At 32.5% G+C, this 2,262-nt stretch carries 3 protein-coding genes and 1 pseudogene; 1 reads left to right on the top strand and 3 read right to left on the bottom strand.

Going from position 1 to position 2,262, the window contains the following annotated elements; translation table 11 throughout:
- Nucleotides 1-98: 98 nt before the first annotated feature.
- Together RHOW815_RS07900 and RHOW815_RS07895 are read right to left on the bottom strand one after the other, a co-directional pair.
- Complete coding sequence (locus tag RHOW815_RS07900) at nt 99-1,025, bottom strand: magnesium transporter CorA family protein (protein WP_215217755.1); 927 nt, start codon at nt 1,023-1,025, stop codon at nt 99-101.
- Between the two features lie 72 nt (nt 1,026-1,097).
- Entirely contained in the window at nt 1,098-1,589 is a 492-nt protein-coding gene (locus RHOW815_RS07895; RefSeq protein WP_215217754.1) for a hypothetical protein, read from the bottom strand.
- A gap of 160 nt (nt 1,590-1,749) precedes the next feature.
- On the opposite strand from RHOW815_RS07895, the gene RHOW815_RS07890 reads away from it, so the two are divergent.
- Nucleotides 1,750-2,139, top strand: a complete 390-nt coding sequence (locus RHOW815_RS07890) for a helix-turn-helix domain-containing protein (protein ID WP_215217753.1) — start codon at nt 1,750-1,752, stop codon at nt 2,137-2,139.
- On the opposite strand, the pseudogene RHOW815_RS07885 reads toward RHOW815_RS07890, so the two are convergent.
- Nucleotides 2,054-2,262 (bottom strand): annotated as a pseudogene (locus tag RHOW815_RS07885) (IS481 family transposase); the annotation flags it as partial. The gene RHOW815_RS07890 and the pseudogene RHOW815_RS07885 overlap by 86 nt on opposite strands.

The following is a 2,262-nucleotide window of genomic DNA, read 5'->3' as shown; positions in this document are numbered from 1 at the left end:
ACGAGAGATATCGCTTGGATAAGAGCGGGCCATAATTACTTCCAAAGGTTTTATGAAAACTATCATTATGCCTTACTGAAAAGATTTTAAACAGGCTCTTATAACCACATCTTACGTTTGAAAAACCATAGAAAAAGTAAACTAAATCCAAAAATTAAAGATAAAATAATGGCAAAAGCATGCATGTTATCTGCGAAAGGTAGTGCTATGTTCATCCCATAAACACTGCTTACAATAGTGGGAATATTAAAGATAATAGTTAATGCTGTTAGCAGTTTAATTGTTTTATGTAAGTTATTAGTGAAAATGATCTGATAAGAATCTCTTAAGCTTCTAATACTTTTTAAAGCATTTTCGCAAATGGTTTCTGATTGTTTTAAAGAGTGGAATACATCTTCTAAAAGAGCTTGGTCTTTATCTTGCAGAGGAATGTATTTTCCAGATGGAAGTTCTTTCAATACCAATTCCATCGGCTCTAAGCTAGAGAGATATTGATTTAGAATTTCTTCCTGACGGGTTAAAATAGTGATATCCTCACTATCTACACTGATGATTTCTTTTTCTTGCATTAAGACGTAATAACGCACCTTTCTGATCTGCATAGTGAATTCTTGAATTACCCGCATACATAAATGAATAACTAATTTAGAGCGTTGTGTTGTAGCAAAGGTATTTGGTTTATTCAAAAATCCTCGTAATATGCCATTTTTTTGAGGACTAATGGTAATAAAGTAGCAAGGGGTAATGATCATGGTTAGTGTTTCTGTATATAAACCAACAGCATTGTCTAATTCGATAGGACAACGAGAAAAGATCAGTACATTATTTTTAATATGCTCAATACGAGCAATTTCATAACGATCAAGACTATCTTGAAGGTCACTATATTCCAACCCAATCAGTAGACCTACCTGATCTAAATCAGCAGCTAATGCTTCTTCCACATGAATCCAGCAGCCATCTTTAGCAGAGGGGATCGGAATAAAAGATTCGTCTTTTGCTGTTTTAAAGAAATACTGGATCATTTTGCCTTAGTTTTGTCTATTTAGTTTAAGCTATGGCAAAATGCAGAATTTAAGTGCAATACTAAAAAAGATTTAATGAGTGTTAATAAGCATTTCTAATGTTGTCTTACCATTATATCCATTTCCCCAAGAATGCTTTCTTAAGGAATAGCCAAACCATTTTATTCGAGTTAATGATTGAGCAGGATCTTCAGCATTATATACAGAGAAGTCTTTTAATGCTTCTTCTGGAGAATATAAGGCGATAAAACTGTAATACAAGCTATTACCTTGTTGACATAAAACATCTAATCGTTTTTCTGTTTCTGCATCATTTTTTTGACAGACGTAATAAAGAGCGGAAAGACCTACAATGATTACTTTAGCAAAACTTTCAATGGCAGAAGCAACAGCCCATAATCTGCAAAAGATCTGGATAGAAGGGTCTTTTGCTGTTTGTTGAGGGCTCAATTTATTATGGTAGTAAAAATACCAACGTTCAAAAGCTAAATGACCTCGTAAAAATCCTTTAGCACTAACAGAAGAACTTGTTGTATCCATAATTGTATCTAAAATATTTTTCATAACTATTTCCTCTTTTTAGAAACTTAAAAAGAATATTTTATATGAATTCATTATAAAATAAAATATAAAAATAATTTTAAGTTTAATATTAGTCTTTTAAAGTTTGAAGTGCACAGAAGAATTAAAAAAATAATAGGCAGACGATGAAAGAATCTCTATTGTGATTTTTAACAATCAAACACAAAAAGAGACCTTGTCTAAAGGCAACCATCACCTAACCTATGACCAAAGATGTCAGATTTATATTTTAAAAGCTAGAGGAGATACATCTAGCTCAATAGCAACCATTCTAAAAGTTCATCATAGCACTATTAGTAGGGAACTTAAGAGAAATAAAGGGCAACGAGGATACCGTCATCAGCAAGCTCAAGAAAAAGCATTTCTTAGAAAAAATTCTCAACCCAATAAAAAAATGACTCCTCAAATACTTACCCGTATTGAAGAAAAAATCAAGTTGCAATTTGAATCGTCTGATGAAACTTCTCACAGATTCCGTTGGTTTGAGGATGCCTTGCCTTTGTTCGATTATGTTCAATATCTTCTATTGTAAGATAGAGCTCATATTCATGGTATTCCCGACTCCCACAGTACTCTGTCCCTCTACGGTTAAGTATTCTTAACACTCTTAACTCTTGTTCTTCAAACCAGGGTATTGTTTTATCATTTAATACTT

Source organism: Candidatus Rhabdochlamydia sp. W815 (assembly GCF_018642185.1).
Classification (GTDB): Bacteria; Chlamydiota; Chlamydiia; order Chlamydiales; family Rhabdochlamydiaceae; genus Rhabdochlamydia; species Rhabdochlamydia oedothoracis.
Note: the sequence above shows the minus strand (reverse complement) of the source record. Positions and strands in the feature narration are given on the sequence as shown.

What these genes read in the sequence shown, in the direction of transcription:
- RHOW815_RS07895 (WP_215217754.1), bottom strand. Translation starts at nt 1,589, where the DNA reads ATGAAAAATATTTTAGATACAATTATGGATACAACAAGTTCTTCTGTT.
- RHOW815_RS07900 (WP_215217755.1), bottom strand. Translation starts at nt 1,025, where the DNA reads ATGATCCAGTATTTCTTTAAAACAGCAAAAGACGAATCTTTTATTCCG.